Source organism: Pseudomonas sp. R3-41 (assembly GCF_054161485.1).
Window position 1 is genome coordinate 1,640,543 of sequence record NZ_CP096421.1, and the last position, 15,508, is coordinate 1,656,050.

The following is a 15,508-nucleotide window of genomic DNA, read 5'->3' on the forward strand; positions in this document are numbered from 1 at the left end:
GAGGCTCGCCGCTTGTTGATTCCTGGTGGCCACTATAGATTGGCGTTCACGCAATCAATATTGGCGTTTACCCAAGTGATCAATGCAGCGACGCACTATCGTCTGGACTACCCCGACCTGTCCCTGATCCTCGCGCTGGTCCGTGGCGGCTCGCTGGCCCGGGCCGCTCGGCTGCTGCAGGTGGACGTGTCGACGGTGTTTCGTTCGGTACGTCGATTGGAAGCGGCCCTGGGTCAGCCCTTGTTCGAGAAAAGCCGTTCCGGGTATTTGCCCACGAGCCTGGCCCAGGCGTTGGCTGAACAAGCCGAGCGCGCCGAGCAGGCGTTGGAGGCGGCGCGGTTGGGGGTGGAGCAGGGCGGTGAAGTCATCAGCGGGACGGTACGCCTGACGTGCAGTGATTCAGTCTTGCAAGCGTTGCTGCTGCCGGCTTTAGCGCGTTTCATGCCTGCCTATCCGGCGTTGACCCTTGAGTTGAGCACTTCGAACGACTTCGCCAACCTGAGTCGCCGCGACGCCGACATTGCGTTGCGACTGACCCGTACGCCACCGGAACACCTGGTCGGTCGCAACCTGGGCAATGTGACTTACCGGGTATGCGCCAACGCCACGTATCTGCGCTCGGTAGAGGCGGGTGACCTGGCTTCCATGATCTGGATCGCGCCAGACGATTTCCTTCCGGACCACCCCACCGTGGCCTGGCGGCGCCAGCATCTACCCGGCGTGATGCCTGCCTATCGCTGCAACAGCATGCTCTCGGTCACCGAACTGGTGCGGGCTGGTTTAGGCGTTGCGGCGCTGCCGGACTTTCTGATCGACGAACGCCAGGGCCTGATGCCCCTTGGCGAATCGCTGGAGGGATACGACACGGCGCTGTGGCTCCTGACCCGCCCGGACTGTCGGGCCTTGCGCTCGGTGGTGACCTTGTTCGATGAGCTGGGGCGCAACCTGCGCTGGGGTTGAGATTCAGGCCTGGTAACGACTCAGGAACAGGTCGAGGGCCGATTCGATGACTTGGGTTTGCTCCTCCTGGGTCAGGCTCGGTTGCCCCATCGAAACCTGCGGCCAGAAAGCGAATGTCTTGAGCAGCCCATGCATTTGTTGGGCGGCAAAGGCCGGCTCCACGGGTTTCAATCGGCCATCGGCCTGGGCCTGGCGAATCCAGGCGGTCAGGCCTTCCTCACGCTGGCCCATGCGCGAGACCATGTCTTGGGCGCGCTCCGGGGAGTGAATGGTTGCGGCGATGGCGATGCGCGCCAGGTCGAGGAAATTTTCGTCCGCCAGCAGATGCAGTTTAGCTTGCAGCAACGTTTGCAGTTGCTCCCGTAGCGGCGTCTGCGGGCTGTAGGGCATGTCCTGTTCTGCGGTGATGCTGTTCCATAACCGATTCAGGATTTCCGCAAACAACGCTTCCTTGCTCGGGAAATGGTTATACACCGTGCGCTTCGATACGCCGGCGGTCGCCGCGATCCTGTCCATGCTGGTGATCTCGAAACCGCTGCTACGGAATTCAGCAATCGCGGCCTGGAGGATGGCTTCGCGTTTTCGCTCGGTAAGGCGCTGCGGTACGGTCATGGGCATTCGTCGGTTGAGAGGAGAGAACTTACACTCGGCAGTTTACTTGCTCCCGGGATTCATGCAATCTGGAAACTACACCGAGTGGTGTAGGTTTTCGTCTGACGGCTATGCGTGCATGCAACGGCCATCCAGCGTCCCACAACGACGAAGCGCAATGGCGACGACGTCCTTGGAGTTATCGCACCATGACCATCCCCTCTCATTCGACCGAAAGCCCGTCTGCCCACGATTCATCCCGGCAAGAGCAGGGCAAGTATCGCAATCATGCCTACACACCGCGAGAAGGTTTTGGCACCACCCTGCGCATCATCTGGAACATGATCTTTCACAAGCCGCATTCCACTCGCCCTGCAGGTGCCATCGACGTTCAACCGCTGACGCGCGCCGCGCTGCTGGCTGCGCCGAACCACAGCGTCTTCCGTCTTGGCCATTCCACCGTGCTACTCAAGCTGCGGGATAAATTCTGGCTGACAGACCCGGTGTTCTCCGAGCGTGCCTCACCCGTGCAATGGGCCGGACCGAAGCGTTTCCATCAGCCGCCCATCAGCCTGGACGAGTTGCCGCCCATCGAAGCGGTGATCCTTTCCCACGATCATTACGACCACCTCGATCATCAGGCCATTCTCAAGCTAGCGACCAAGACCCGCCACTTCCTGGCGCCCTTGGGTGTGGGCGACACCCTGATCAAATGGGGCGTCGACGCCAGCAAGGTACGTCAGCTGGACTGGTGGCAAGGCACCGAGGTGGACGGCATCGAGTTCATCGCCACGCCCTCCCAGCATTTTTCCGGACGCGGCCTGTTCGACAGCAACAGCACTTTGTGGGCGTCGTGGGTGATGATCGACGGCGGCACGCGAATTTTCTTCAGTGGCGACACCGGTTACTTCGAGGGTTTCAAACGCATCGGCGAACAATACGGCCCCTTCGACCTGACGCTGATGGAAACCGGCGCCTATAACGTTGACTGGCCCCATGTCCACATGCAGCCGGAGCAGACCTTGCAGGCCCATATCGACCTCAAGGGCCGTTGGCTACTGCCAATCCACAACGGCACGTTCGACCTGGCGATGCATGCCTGGTATGAACCCTTCGACCGCATCCTGGCCTTGGCCTGGGAACGCAACGTTTGCATCACCACACCGCAAATGGGCGAAGCCTTCACCCTGACGCAGCCGCAACGTGGCCGTGCCTGGTGGCTGGATGTGGACCCCTCGACCTATCAGGACCAGGCCGGTATCGCCTAGAACCTGCGCTGCGGGAATCATTCGATCATCGCGTAATCGGAACGCCCCATCGGGTCCGGGGTCGCGCCCTTGATGTTCATGCCGCGCCCCGGAGCGAAGCCGGGGAAGAACACCAGGCCCTCGGCCTCCAGGCGAAACGCCAGGGCCAGGCGGGTGACATCGAGCAATTCGCCACCGGCCTCAAAGCGGCGGATGGCCTGGACCGAGACGCCGGATTGCCGGGACAGCTCCTCGACACTCCAGCCCAACATGGCTCGCGCCTGTGCACAGTGGGCGGGGGTGAACTGATAGACAGCGATGCGTTCCAGGGTGGTTTTGATTGCGAGAGAGGCCATGGGGGTGCTCCAAAGCTGTGGGATTAAAAAATACTGTGTTTTTGTACAGTTGTTTTGAATCCCGATCAATCTCATTTTTTTGATCAATGACCGGCGGTCTTCGCCAACCAGGCGCTCGGCGCGTGACCCAATACGCGACGGAACATGGTGGAGAACGCAGCGGGACTGTCGTAGCCCAGGTCCAAGGCTATGCGTGTAACCGAATCCCCTTCAGCCAGGCGGGCCAACGCCGACATCACACACGCCTGCTGCCGCCACTGGCTGAAACTCAGCGTGGTCTGCCGGTTGAACAGGCGATTGAACGAGCGCAGGCTGATGTGCAATTGCGCCGCCCATTCCACGGGCGAGGCATGGGCGTCGGGGTGTTCCAGGAACGCCTGGCACAGGCTGAGCAGGCGAGGATCCTTGGGCAGCGGAAGGTGCAGGGGCAGGTGGGTGCTGCGCAGCAACTCGTGTAGTAGCAGATGAATCAACGCCCCGTCCCGACCCGCCTCGTCGTAGTCCGGCGCAAGCTCGACGGCCTCCATCAGCAACTGGCGCATCAGGGGCGACACACTGATGACCTGGCACTGCGTCCCCATGGCCATTACCGTGTCCGGTTCGATGTACAGGCTGCGCGTACTCACGCCCAGCATTAGCACCTCATGATCGACCCCCGGCGGAATCCACACCGCCCGTTGCGGCGGCACCACCCAATTGCCGTCCGCCGTGCTGACCTGCATGACCCCGGTGGCACCGTAGAGCAACTGCGCGCGGCGATGGCGATGCAGCGGCAATACGTGTCCGTGAGCGTAATCGGTGCCGATGGCAACGACGGCCCTGGGTGTCGCATCCAATAAATCGATCGAACTGTTGCGCATCGATGGGCCGCTCACGATTGGCGTAAATGCGAACATTATTGGCCTGTTTGCTGCTGCAGGCCAAGCTTCGCCTCCCTATCGTAGGCGCCTCCCATTCCACGGATTCGTCTCGATGTTCTATGTATTGCTTGCCTGCTTCGGCTGCCTGAGTGGCATCACCGCCGTGCTGTTCGGCTTCGGCGGCGGCTTCGTCGTGGTGCCCTTGCTGTACCGCATGCTCACCGCCAGCCACGGTGCCGACGACCCTGTCGGCCAATCGGCGATGCACATTGCCGTGGCCACCTCGACCTGTGTGATGATCGTCAACGCACTGATCGCCACGGTGAAGCATCACCGCGCCCGCAACCTCATTCGCCATTATGTATGGCCGTTGGGCGGCTTCATCGGCCTGGGTGCGGTCGTCGGAGCTGTTGGCGCCATGTGGGCGAGCAGCGAAGTCATTCGCTATGGGTTCATCGTTTATTTGGGCGTGACCATTCTGGACTGCTTGTTCAGACGCGGTTTTCTGACACAGTCTGACGGTGCAGTCCCACGGCGATTGGGCAGGGCAGAGGTCTCGGCTGGCGGGATCAGCATCGGTGCCATCGCTACTTTCCTGGGCGTGGGCGGCAGCGTCATGACGGTGCCGCTGTTGCGCCGTTGCGGGCTGAACATGTCACGCGCGACGTCCATGGCTAACCCGTTGAGTTCGCCGGTTGCGGTGGCCGGGACGCTGACTTACATGGCCATGGCCGGGTTTACCGAGTTTGATTTGGGGCCGTGGTTTGTGGGTTACATCGACTTGATGGCCTTCGCTGTGCTCACACTTGGCGCGCTACTGGGTATCCGTCTGGCAACACCATGGATCGGACGGATACCGGATAAGGTCCATGCGCGGGTGTATGTGGGATTGTTGATGTTGGTGCTGATCGGGATGTGCCTGAGGTAGGGGTCGTTATTGACCCGCCAACCCCGGCGCCTCACGGATGATGAAGTGATCCAGGTTCTCGATATTGGCACTGAACACCCCGAACGTTTCTTCGGGGTTCTTCTTGCTCGGCACCTGTTTCAACTCCGGCGTCACGCCATAAAAGAAGCAATACAACGGCGCGTCACTGTCGATGGCATGCTTGATCTCTGCCAGGAACGCCTTGCGCTTGCGGTAGTTATCGATCAGCTTCTTGCTCAGGTAAACGTTGACCGAGTAAGGCTTCTTCTTCGCCTCGTCCGGCTGCTTGAACCAGACCTTTGCTTCGAAGTCGATGCGAAAACTCAGGGTGTAATCCTTGATCTCCTTGATCTTGCCCCAGTAAATCAAGCCCTTGTTGTCCTGCAAATACTCGATCTTCTTGAAGAACGATCCATAGGGCGCCGTGTGCTCGCCAATCTTCAGCGGCTTGCGCTTGAGCAGATCCTTGTTATCGAAATTCGAAACGAAACACTCCACCGGATGGGCGAAGACACTGGTCTTGTCCGGTGTCGAGTCCTGGGCGGAATGAGCGCTATCACCGTGGGAAGATACGGAGGGAGGCGTAGGCCGAGTCGCGTCAACATCCTTCGATGGATCGGACGGCTTACGCACATACTGACGCCGAGTCAGCAACAGCTCCGACGGAAAATGTTCCTCGCGGTCGTCATCCGTTTCCGCCTCGCCACTCTCTACACCCAACCCCGGCGTTTTCGGACTGACATAAGGGCAGCCCTCGATATGCTGGCTCGTCGGCTGATTCTTGAAATGTGGCGTGCGGATGTAATTGACGTTTTTGGCATTGAACGTCGTCAGCCGATTTCCCTCATCGAACGCCGCCCGACAGGCATCGTTGGGGCACTGAAAGCGCTCCTTGGCCGAGTCGAAGGCCATGGTCTCGTCGAAATTCAGATCCCGAACGTCATAGATCGAAAGCTTGGCATCGAGGCTGAGGCAGTAGGCAGTGTCGAATTTCATCGGGGCTCGGGTCCGTGAGAGGAAGTGTATTAATACCGAAGGACGCGGCGGGCTGCACCCAAAGTTTCAGCCCACCACAAACCCTGTGGGAGCGAGCCTGCTCGCGATTCCCAAACCCAACCCAACCATCAAGCCTGCCACCCGTGGCGAGGGAGCTTGCTCCCGCTGGGCTGCGAAGCGGCCCCCGATCCGCAGTTTCTTACTCAGGGAAATCGATATCATAGTGCTGGTTTTTGCTCGACAACGTGGCCTCTAGTTATTTCGAACAGAAATAGGAGAGATCGATTTTTCCTTTTTTGGGTATGTCATCAACATGGATTGGGATGATCTGAAGGTCTTTATCTTCGTGGCTAAATCGAACAACGTGACCGAGGCTGGAATCTCGCTCAAGGTTTCGGCCTCGACGGTGTCGCGCAAGATCGCAGCGCTTGAGGAATCGCTCGGTACGGTATTGTTTTCGAAGAAAACCAACGGCTACTTCCTGACTGAGGCGGGAAGGGCGTTGTTGCCATTGGCACTGGAAACGGAGGAGCGTTTCAAACTGATCGAGCGGCAGATGTCGCAACCGGGTGATCGGATGGCGGGACAGGTGCGCATTGATTGTCCGGAGCTCATGGGCACGCACTTGATCATTCCGCAACTTGCGGTATTTCACGATCAGCACCCCGAGATCAGCTTCGACTTCATTAACTCGGCGGTGTCGTCGAAACTCACACAAAGCCACAGCGACATCATTATCCGCTTGCGCAGGCCGGAGAACGGTAACTTCACCATGCGCCGGGTCGGGACACTGACGCAGGGGCTTTTCTGCTCCCAGGCGTATGCCGATGCCAACGGCCTGCCGGCCGAACCCGCCGACCTCAAGCACCACAGCCTGATCGGCTGGACCGAAGAAATGTCGTACATGCCGCTCGCCCAATGGTTGAGCGAAATGGCTGGAAACCATAGGCTGTGGATGCGTGTTTCAAACCTGAATGCGCAGCTCAAGGCGGTCGAAGCCAATCTGGGGATTGCCGCGTTACCCGTCTATGTCGGACATCAGTCCGGTCTGTGCCAGGTGTTGGCCGATCGCCCTGCGCGCAGCTCGGAAATCTGGTTGTTGCGCAATCAGGCGACCCAGGGTGTGAGCCGCGTTGATCGAGTGGTGGAGTATCTGACGGAGCTGTTTCACCGCGATATTGCATGAACAATGGGTCTGGCCCTAGAAACCTCCTTAAAGCGGACCGATGCGCAGGAAAATCCAAACAGCCACCGCTATCAGCATCAGGCCGAACGCAGCGTTCTGGAACATCAGCAATTTAGGGCGCGATTGGATCAGCTTCTGCACGGTCGACCCCATCGACACCCAGATGACGTGCGAGAAGAAGTTCAGCGAAATCAGCGCCGCACTGAGGATCAACACGACGGTGCTGCTGGTCTCGCCGGAAGGCATGAACGTGGAAAACATCACCAGTAACATCACGATCCCTTGCACGTTGCCCAGTTGTACAACAATGCCGTCCCGAAATTGCAGGTGCATGGCCTTGTCGGTGTGCGCCTTCAGTGGCCGACGCAGCATGCGCACACCGAGCCACAAGATGTAGAAGCTGCCCACCACTTGCAGCGCCCATACCAGCGTCGGATTGTTCGTCAGCGTGTGATAAAGGCCTAAGCCGACCAGCACGGCGATCAGGAAGTAAGTCATGTCGAGCCCAACGATAAACCGCACCGAACGACGCACACCGCTTTGCGCACCCGACGTCGCCACCATCAAGTTGCCCGGGCCTGCACTCAGGGTCAGTGGCACCATGGTCGATAGCCAAAGCAACCAGTTGATGCTGAAAATTTCTTGCATGTTGTCTTCCTTAATCACAACGCGGACTGAACTCCGGCAAGTCTAATTCGCGGTTGCTTCTAAGGTTATGACGAGGAGCGCAAGGCGGTTTTTCATAAATGGGGGAAGGGTGGTGGGGAGGGGAGGCGCTCGCGACTACCACAAACAATTCAGCCATCAGGCCTGCCACCTGCCTGCGCCCTGACACCAACCCGTGGCGAGGGAGCTTGCTCCCGCTGGGCTGCGCAGCGGCCTCCGTTCCGCAGTTCCCTACTCTGAGAAATCGATATCATGATGCTGGTTCTTAGCTCGATCTGGAATTCTAATGGCTGCTTAGCTAAATCCATGGAGGCCGTTGTATGAGTGAACAGGTGCAAGTAACCCTGCAAGAAGCAAAATCCCAGCTCTTACAACTGGGGGCGCGTGCATGGCAGGGCGACAAGGTGGTAATCACCAACGCCGGCAAGCCTTATCTGGATCTGCTGCCCCATGTCGATACGCTTCAGGCGCGCAAGCCTGGACGGTTGAAGGGGACGATTCGGATATCAGCGGATTTCGACCGCACCCCCCAGGATCTCATCGATGGTTTTGAGGGCCGGTTCTGAGTACAGAATCGCCAAAGCCGTGGAAACCTGCCCGAAATTTTCAAAACAACGCAGCAACCAAGCCCGACACCAACCTATGGCATGAACCCCGTGGCGAGGGAGCTTGCTCCCGCTGGGCTGCGCAGTAGCCCCAATTCAATATTCCCAACAAAAAACCGCCGCCCGAACAACGGACGACGGCTTCCGATTGAATCTCAAAACCCTCGCAAAACCCGAGAAGCTTTCCGCCACCAGGATTCATGCTGACTAAACGGATCATCCACCAGCACCGCCGGCATATCCCGCAAGCGAATCCATGGCTCATCCTGCCAGTGCAGCATGCAGAGTGACATCTTTGGCCAATCCAACACGCTCAATGTAGGCCGTTCCACCTTATGCGAGTAGCGCTCATCCCGCAGGGTTGGCACCACCTGATGCGTGATCCACTCACGCAGCAATCGATACTCAGGGCAGTAGTGATAAACCAGCAACGCATAGACGCCCGACTCGCTGAGCATCAGACGCTCTTCGACCAAGCCGTGGACATGCACGAGCATCATTCTGCGTTGGTCAGGATCAAGCTTGCGGGTCATGCGCTCATCCAGGTGCTTGCTCATCAAACGCCCCAAATCGGATGCGCTGAACCAAGCCTGGTTTTCAACCAGGAGGGCATGCAGATGAATGTTATGGCGGGTGAAAACCGCCGGAATGTAAGCATTAGGCATGATAAGTCTCCGAGTTATACGGAGAGCAGAGCTGCGTTTTTGTGGGCATAGCTACCTCTACGTTTGACGGTTGGCGGCGCGAGCCCGACGTAGAGGATTCAAGAAAATCCCAACGAGCTATCTCTCCCACACAGAACTGCAAATGTCCTTGGACAGTACGCGGCTCTATGTTTGGCGATTAGCTACTACGTTGGGCATTTCTTAGGCACCTGCGATTAAGATAGGTAACGAGGCGATGTAGCGTCAATACGGAACAATTCTGAGTTTTGCGTAGGGGAACGGTAGGGTGCCGGCCTCAGAGTTAAACGCGGTTTTTGGTTCTGTAGAACAAAAAAAACCCCGTTTTCACGGGGTTTCTGTTACGCGTGCAGCCCAGGATTTTTCTGTCGAATCAATCCCAGCTCAAAGCCCCACCCGTCTGATACTCAATCACGCGCGTCTCAAAGAAGTTCTTCTCTTTCTTCAAGTCCATGATCTCGCTCATCCAAGGGAACGGGTTGGTCGTCCCTGGGTACTCTTCTTTCAACCCAATCTGCGACAAACGACGGTTAGCGATGAACTTGAGGTAGTCCTCCATCATCGCCGCGTTCATCCCCAATACACCGCGAGGCATGGTGTCGCGGGCGTATTCGATTTCCAGTTGGGTCCCTTGCAGGATCATCTGGGTCGCTTCTTCCTTCATCTCGGCGTCCCACAGGTGTGGGTTTTCGATTTTGATCTGGTTGATCACGTCGATGCCGAAGTTCAGGTGCATGGATTCGTCGCGCAGGATGTACTGGAACTGCTCGGCGACGCCGGTCATTTTGTTGCGGCGACCCATGGAGAGGATCTGGGTGAAGCCGCAGTAGAAGAAGATGCCTTCCAGGACGCAGTAATAAGCGATCAGGTTGCGCAGCAGCTCTTTGTCGGTGTCCGGGGTGCCGGTTTCGAACTTCGGATCGGAGATCGAACGGGTGTATTTCAGGCCCCAGGCGGCTTTTTTCGCGACCGATGGGATCTCGTGGTACATGTTGAAGATTTCGCCTTCATCCATGGCCAGCGATTCGATGCAGTACTGGTAGGCGTGGGTGTGGATCGCCTCTTCGAACGCCTGGCGCAGGATGTACTGGCGGCATTCCGGGTTGGTGATCAGGCGGTACACGGCCAGGACCAGGTTGTTGGCAACCAGGGAGTCGGCGGTGGAGAAGAAGCCCAGGTTGCGCATCACGATGCGGCGTTCGTCGTCGGTCAGGCCTTCCGGGTTTTTCCAGAGGGCGATGTCGGCGGTCATGTTGACTTCTTGCGGCATCCAGTGGTTTGCGCAGCCGTCCAGGTACTTCTGCCAGGCCCAGTCGTATTTGAATGGCACGAGCTGGTTGAGGTCGGCGCGGCAGTTGATCATGCGCTTTTCATCGACGGCGACACGGGCGGAGGCGCCTTCGAGTTCGGCGAGGCCTTCGGCGACGTCGAGTTTGTCGAGGGCGGCCTTGGCGCGAATGATCGCGGCCGAGTCGCTGGCCGTCACGGCCCGGGCTTCGAGGGCGGCGGCACCGCCGGCGCTGTCGAGGCGGTCCATGTTGGCTTCAGAAGCGTGGCCGGCGTTGGCGCCTTTTACAGCGACTTCGCCACTGTCTTCTTTGTCGAATTCGTCCCAGCTCAGCATGACGTGTCGTCTCCTGCGTGAGGGCCAGATGCCCGATGAAGGCCTACTGGCCGCGGTGGATCTTGAAAAATCGTTTGTTGCAGCAGCTGACGCAGGCAATAAACAGAAAAATGTACGGGTCGTTCCGGAGCGGCGGTGAACGCGAGGAGGCGATTGGCCTCTGCGTGGGCTCCGGGCTGGCGTGATCCCCTGTAAGGGAATATTGCAGGCCCGTTTAAGGCGGCATTATAAGGACTTTTTTGCCTACGTGCTGCGGCGAAATGGCTCACGGAAGGGGTGGCGGGTGGGATATCCGCGTGGGAGCGAGGGTTTACAAGGCTTTGGCCGCTCAAGATTTTTTTTGCATGGCGCGGATCGTGGTTTTTTTTGATCAAAAAACCAGCGTTTTTTGCGGTTTTGCACTACATGTTGTGTTTGTGGAGGGTTTTCGGCGGTTCTAGACACAACCTGGCCCGATCGAAATCGGACCATGGAAATTGCCAGTTGTGATCAGCCGTTGGAGCAACCGTTGCCCATGATGCTGTAGCGCAGGATGTGGCGTTGGCCTTTGGAGTCGTCGTATTCCATCTTCGCCGGGACCACTTCGCAGACGTTGGGGATGTCGCTCATGGAGATGACTTTGGCGATGTCCAGGTGGGTGGAGTAGGTGTACTCCTCGATGGCCGGTTTTTGCTGTGCTGCGTCGGTCGGGGCCTCATCCGCCATCGCGGTGGCGCATAGGCTGCCGAGGACCAGGACCCATAAAGCTTTCATTTGTATTTCACCTTTTTTGAGGTCGAGTGGGGTCACGCAACCGTTTTGGGGTTGCGTGTGGAGCAAGTGTTGGAAGTTGGATTAACGGCCTTCGTGGGGGCTGTGTTGCGCTAATCGTGTTTGCCGGTTGGCGAGGTGGATTTTAGAAGGTGAGGGTGGGGGTAAACAGACTCGGTTTTGATAAACACTGTTGGTTGATCTGGTAATAATCGCTAGAGGTGGTGGGGTGTCTGTGGCATCTGTGTTGGATTTACCACCGTCTTCGCGAGCAAGCCCGCTCCCACAGAGGGTCAGTGTTGGACACAAAATAGGTGTTCACTGAAATTCAACTGTTGGAGCGGGCTTGCTCGCGAAGGCGGCGTTACATCAAAGATTGATATTGGCTGACCCACCGTCATCGCGAGCAAGCTCGGCTCCCACTAGTACCGACATTTTGTAGGGACTTGTTACTACCATCGTCGAATGGTTCTATAGGCCCGCCCCGGGCTACAACGGGATCATACAAAAACAACTATTCACCGAGGTAAGAAAGATGAGTGCGGCTTCTGTGTATCCCGTTCGTCCCGAGGTAGCGGCCAATACGCTGACTGACGAGGCGACCTACAAGGCCATGTACCAGCAGTCGGTCGTCAACCCCGATGGCTTCTGGCGCGAGCAGGCCAAGCGCCTCGATTGGATCAAGCCTTTCACCACGGTGAAGCAGACTTCTTTCGACGATCACCATGTCGACATCAAGTGGTTTGCCGACGGCACCTTGAACGTTTCCTACAACTGCCTCGACCGTCACCTGGCCGAGCGCGGCGATCAAATTGCGATTATCTGGGAAGGCGATGACCCGTCCGAGAGCCGCAACATCACCTATCGCGAGCTGCACGAAGAAGTCTGCAAGTTCGCCAACGCCCTGCGCGGCCAGGACGTGCACCGCGGCGACGTGGTGACCATCTACATGCCAATGATCCCTGAAGCCGTGGTCGCGATGCTGGCCTGTACCCGGATCGGTGCGATTCACTCGGTGGTGTTCGGCGGTTTCTCCCCTGAAGCCCTGGCGGGTCGGATCATCGACTGCAAATCCAAAGTGGTGATCACCGCCGACGAAGGCATTCGTGCCGGCAAGAAGATCCCGCTCAAGGCCAACGTCGATGACGCGCTGACCAACCCGGAAACCAGCAGCATCCAGAAGGTCATCGTGTGCAAGCGCACGGCGGGCAACATCAAGTGGAACCAGCACCGTGACATCTGGTACGAAGACCTGATGAAGGTAGCCGGTACCGTTTGCGCGCCGAAAGAGATGGGTGCCGAAGAAGCGCTGTTCATCCTCTACACCTCCGGCTCCACCGGCAAGCCGAAGGGCGTGCAGCACACCACGGCTGGCTACTTGCTGTACGCGGCGCTGACCCATGAGCGCGTGTTCGACTACAAGCCAGGCGAGGTCTACTGGTGCACCGCCGACGTGGGTTGGGTCACCGGCCACAGCTATATCGTCTACGGCCCGCTGGCCAATGGCGCGACGACGCTGCTGTTCGAAGGCGTGCCGAACTACCCGGACATCACCCGCGTGGCCAAGGTCGTCGACAAGCATAAGGTCAGCATCCTCTACACCGCGCCGACCGCGATTCGCGCGATGATGGCCTCGGGCACCGCCGCGGTCGAAGGCGCCGATGGCAGCAGCCTGCGCCTGTTGGGGTCGGTGGGCGAGCCGATCAACCCGGAAGCCTGGGACTGGTACTACAAGAATGTCGGCAAGGAGCGTTGCCCGATCGTCGACACCTGGTGGCAGACCGAAACCGGTGGCGTGCTGATCAGCCCGCTGCCAGGCGCCACGGCGTTGAAGCCAGGTTCGGCCACGCGTCCGTTCTTCGGCGTGGTGCCGGCACTGGTGGACAACCTCGGCAACCTGGTCGAGGGCGCCGCTGAAGGCAACCTGGTGATCCTCGATTCGTGGCCAGGCCAGGCGCGTACGCTGTACGGCGACCATGACCGTTTTGTCGACACCTACTTCAAGACCTTCAGTGGCATGTATTTCACCGGTGACGGCGCCCGTCGCGACGAGGACGGCTACTACTGGATCACCGGTCGGGTGGATGACGTGCTCAACGTGTCCGGCCACCGCATGGGCACCGCCGAGATCGAAAGCGCCATGGTCGCCCACCCGAAAGTCGCCGAAGCGGCGGTGGTGGGTGTGCCGCACGACATCAAGGGCCAGGGCATTTATGTCTACGTCACCCTCAATGCCGGCGAAGAAACCAGCGAGGCCCTGCGCCTGGAACTGAAGAACTGGGTGCGCAAGGAGATCGGTCCGATTGCTTCGCCAGACGTGATCCAGTGGGCACCGGGGCTGCCGAAGACCCGCTCCGGCAAGATCATGCGCCGCATCCTGCGCAAGATCGCCACGGCGGAATACGACGGGTTGGGTGATATCTCCACCCTGGCCGACCCGGGTGTGGTGGCGCACCTGATCGAGACGCACAAGACCATGAATGTGGCCTGACGGTAGCGTGTAGCACCTAAGAGCCCCGCCCGGCGTTTGCCGGGCGGGGCTTTTTTATGGCCGCGCTGGGAGGGCCTGAAGTGTGGTGCCTTTGTGGCGAGGGAGCTTGCTCCCGCTCGGCTGCGCAGCAGTCGTAAACCGGTCAATGCGGTATGCCTGAACAAACGCGGTACCTGGCTATTGGGGCCGCTGCGCAGCCCAGCGGGAGCAAGCTCCCTCGCCACAGGGTTTGGTGTTTGGCTGACTGGTGTTCGAATAAATATCGGCGTTTAAAGTAGGAGGTGTCTGAACGTTACCGACGTTTCGAAATGTGTAACCAAAGGCGCCATAACGGGGCGATGTGAAACGCGAAGCCCCGCCATAGGGCGGTCCCAGGCGTCTGTGAAAATAAGCCGACACGCTGTGCTTGCCGGATTAGAAGGGTTTGCGAATAATGGGCCCGCTATTTGCAGCATAGATCGGTTTCCCTTCTTTTGCTCTTGCATGAATTTGCGAGGCTGTCAATGTGCTCGAACAGCTTTCTCGGTGCTTCTGTAATTTGTTGTCGCATTGAAGAAATATCGGCTTCGGGCCTGTCGTTAGAATGCCGATCACTCGCTCGTCGTGGCTCGCGTTGGATAAATCGTGAGCTTCCTAGGACGCAGCACCAAAGTTCGTTTCACCCATTCGCATATTGGGCTGTTGCTCACTCTGCCGTTTTTGCCCTTTACCGATGGAGTCCCAAGATGAAGAAACTTGTGCTGCTTGGCGCCCTGGCACTGTCCGTGCTGTCCCTGCCGACCTTCGCTGATGAGAAGCCCCTGAAGATTGGTATCGAAGCGGCTTACCCTCCGTTCGCCTCGAAAGCCCCGGATGGCAGCATCGTCGGTTTCGACTACGACATCGGCAATGCGCTGTGCGAAGAGATGAAGGTCAAGTGCGTGTGGGTCGAGCAAGAGTTCGACGGCCTGATCCCGGCGCTGAAGGTGCGCAAGATCGACGCGATCCTGTCGTCCATGTCGATCACTGAAGATCGCAAGAAGTCGGTTGATTTCACCAACAAGTACTACAACACCCCGGCCCGCCTGGTGATGAAGGTCGGCACCCAGGTCAGCGACGGCCTGGCCGAGCTCAAGGGCAAGAACATCGGCGTGCAGCGCGGTTCGATCCATGAGCGTTTCGCCCGTGAAGTCCTGGCCCCGCTGGGTGCCGAGATCAAGCCGTACGGTTCGCAGAACGAGATCTACCTGGACGTGTCCGCCGGCCGCCTCGACGGTACCGTGGCAGACGCTACGCTGTTGGAAGACGGTTTCCTCAAGACCGATGCCGGCAAGGGCTTCGCGTTCGTCGGCCCGGCCTTTACCGACGTCAAGTACTTCGGCGACGGCGTGGGTATCGCAGTTCGCAAGGGTGATGCGTTGAAAGACAAGATCAACGGCGCGATCGCGGCCATTCGCGAGAACGGCAAGTACAAGCAAATCCAGGACAAATACTTCGCTTTCGATATCTACGGCAAGTAACGACGTCCCGCCACTCGTGCGAAATGGCGCAAGCAACAGGATCTCTGCGGTTTGCGCCATTTTTTC

At 58.6% G+C, this 15,508-nt stretch carries 15 protein-coding genes; 7 read left to right on the top strand and 8 right to left on the bottom strand.

What is annotated here, in order from left to right:
- Positions 1-12: 12 nt before the first annotated feature.
- Positions 13-960, top strand: a complete 948-nt coding sequence (locus M1D99_RS07430; RefSeq protein ID WP_458131590.1) for a LysR family transcriptional regulator — start codon at positions 13-15, stop codon at positions 958-960.
- Positions 961-963: 3 nt separating this feature from the next.
- Here M1D99_RS07430 and M1D99_RS07435 read toward each other — a convergent pair whose 3' ends face one another.
- On the bottom strand, positions 964-1,572 hold the full coding sequence (locus M1D99_RS07435) for a TetR/AcrR family transcriptional regulator (protein WP_186710581.1): 609 nt from the start codon (positions 1,570-1,572) through the stop codon (positions 964-966).
- Between the two features lie 188 nt (positions 1,573-1,760).
- Here M1D99_RS07435 and M1D99_RS07440 point away from each other — a divergent pair, with 188 nt between their 5' ends.
- Positions 1,761-2,819: an MBL fold metallo-hydrolase gene (locus tag M1D99_RS07440; RefSeq protein ID WP_434574560.1), complete on the top strand. Its 1,059-nt coding sequence runs from the start codon at positions 1,761-1,763 to the stop codon at positions 2,817-2,819.
- A 17-nt stretch (positions 2,820-2,836) separates the two neighbouring features.
- Here M1D99_RS07440 and M1D99_RS07445 read toward each other — a convergent pair whose 3' ends face one another.
- The gene (locus M1D99_RS07445; protein ID WP_207965732.1) at positions 2,837-3,154 is read right to left on the bottom strand and encodes a helix-turn-helix domain-containing protein; all 318 of its coding nucleotides are present in this window, start codon (positions 3,152-3,154) and stop codon (positions 2,837-2,839) included.
- Positions 3,155-3,237: 83 nt separating this feature from the next.
- Entirely contained in the window at positions 3,238-4,014 is a 777-nt protein-coding gene (locus tag M1D99_RS07450) for an AraC family transcriptional regulator (RefSeq protein WP_434574561.1), read from the bottom strand.
- A gap of 112 nt (positions 4,015-4,126) precedes the next feature.
- On the opposite strand from M1D99_RS07450, the gene M1D99_RS07455 reads away from it, so the two are divergent.
- Positions 4,127-4,942, top strand: coding sequence for a sulfite exporter TauE/SafE family protein (locus tag M1D99_RS07455; RefSeq protein WP_434574562.1), 816 nt, complete (start codon positions 4,127-4,129; stop codon positions 4,940-4,942).
- A gap of 6 nt (positions 4,943-4,948) precedes the next feature.
- Here M1D99_RS07455 and M1D99_RS07460 read toward each other — a convergent pair whose 3' ends face one another.
- Entirely contained in the window at positions 4,949-5,938 is a 990-nt protein-coding gene (locus M1D99_RS07460) for a hypothetical protein (RefSeq protein WP_434574563.1), read from the bottom strand.
- Positions 5,939-6,251: 313 nt separating this feature from the next.
- Between M1D99_RS07460 and M1D99_RS07465 the strand changes: the two genes are divergently transcribed.
- On the top strand, positions 6,252-7,124 hold the full coding sequence (locus tag M1D99_RS07465) for a LysR family transcriptional regulator (protein ID WP_434574564.1): 873 nt from the start codon (positions 6,252-6,254) through the stop codon (positions 7,122-7,124).
- A gap of 27 nt (positions 7,125-7,151) precedes the next feature.
- Here the strand turns inward: M1D99_RS07465 and M1D99_RS07470 are convergent, their stop codons facing one another.
- Positions 7,152-7,772 carry a LysE family translocator gene (locus tag M1D99_RS07470; RefSeq protein WP_458131591.1) on the bottom strand — a complete coding sequence of 207 codons (621 nt, stop codon included), beginning with the start codon at positions 7,770-7,772 and terminating at the stop codon, positions 7,152-7,154.
- Positions 7,773-8,110: 338 nt separating this feature from the next.
- Here M1D99_RS07470 and M1D99_RS07475 point away from each other — a divergent pair, with 338 nt between their 5' ends.
- Positions 8,111-8,356 (top strand): type II toxin-antitoxin system Phd/YefM family antitoxin, encoded by a 246-nt coding sequence (locus tag M1D99_RS07475; protein WP_434574565.1) that lies wholly within the window; start codon positions 8,111-8,113, stop codon positions 8,354-8,356.
- Positions 8,357-8,550: 194 nt separating this feature from the next.
- On the opposite strand, the gene M1D99_RS07480 is transcribed toward M1D99_RS07475, so the two are convergent.
- The 3 genes from M1D99_RS07480 to M1D99_RS07490 form a co-directional block, all read right to left on the bottom strand.
- Positions 8,551-9,060 (bottom strand): BRO-N domain-containing protein, encoded by a 510-nt coding sequence (locus tag M1D99_RS07480; protein ID WP_434574566.1) that lies wholly within the window; start codon positions 9,058-9,060, stop codon positions 8,551-8,553.
- 391 nt (positions 9,061-9,451) lie between these two features.
- Complete coding sequence (locus M1D99_RS07485) at positions 9,452-10,702, bottom strand: ribonucleotide-diphosphate reductase subunit beta (protein WP_030142465.1); 1,251 nt, start codon at positions 10,700-10,702, stop codon at positions 9,452-9,454.
- Positions 10,703-11,191: 489 nt separating this feature from the next.
- A complete protein-coding gene (locus M1D99_RS07490) occupies positions 11,192-11,455 on the bottom strand; it encodes a DUF2790 domain-containing protein (RefSeq protein WP_186729835.1) in 264 nt (87 codons plus the stop codon).
- A gap of 532 nt (positions 11,456-11,987) precedes the next feature.
- Here M1D99_RS07490 and acs point away from each other — a divergent pair.
- Positions 11,988-13,943 (top strand): acetate--CoA ligase, encoded by a 1,956-nt coding sequence (gene acs, locus M1D99_RS07495; protein ID WP_186710565.1) that lies wholly within the window; start codon positions 11,988-11,990, stop codon positions 13,941-13,943.
- Between the two features lie 725 nt (positions 13,944-14,668).
- On the top strand, positions 14,669-15,442 hold the full coding sequence (locus M1D99_RS07500; protein WP_186710563.1) for an ABC transporter substrate-binding protein: 774 nt from the start codon (positions 14,669-14,671) through the stop codon (positions 15,440-15,442).
- Positions 15,443-15,508 lie beyond the last annotated feature (66 nt).